1 protein-coding gene is annotated in these 246 nt (G+C 56.1%); it reads right to left on the bottom strand.

The window, feature by feature from the left end; genetic code table 11:
- Nucleotides 1-246, bottom strand: a 246-nt coding sequence (locus B7700_RS11150) for a hypothetical protein (protein WP_192855636.1), incomplete at both ends; no start/stop codon positions are given.

Below are 246 nucleotides of genomic sequence, written 5' to 3'. Positions count from 1 at the left end.
TGTCGGCTTCAGCATCGACAAGCGCATCAGCTTCAGCGTCAACAAGTGCGTCAGCATCAGCGTCAACAAGCGCGTCAGCTTCAGCAAGTACAAGTGCGTCGGCCTCAGCAAGTACAAGTGCATCAGCTTCGGCCTCAACAAGCGCATCAGCTTCAGCAAGCACAAGCGCGTCAGCTTCAGCGTCAACAAGCGCATCAGCTTCGGCCTCAACAAGCGCATCAGCTTCAGCAAGCACTAGCGCATCGG

It is taken from the genome of Streptococcus mitis, assembly GCF_002096755.1.
In the GTDB taxonomy this organism is placed as follows: Bacteria; Bacillota; Bacilli; order Lactobacillales; family Streptococcaceae; genus Streptococcus; species Streptococcus mitis_AC.
Note: the sequence above shows the minus strand (reverse complement) of the source record. Positions and strands in the feature narration are given on the sequence as shown.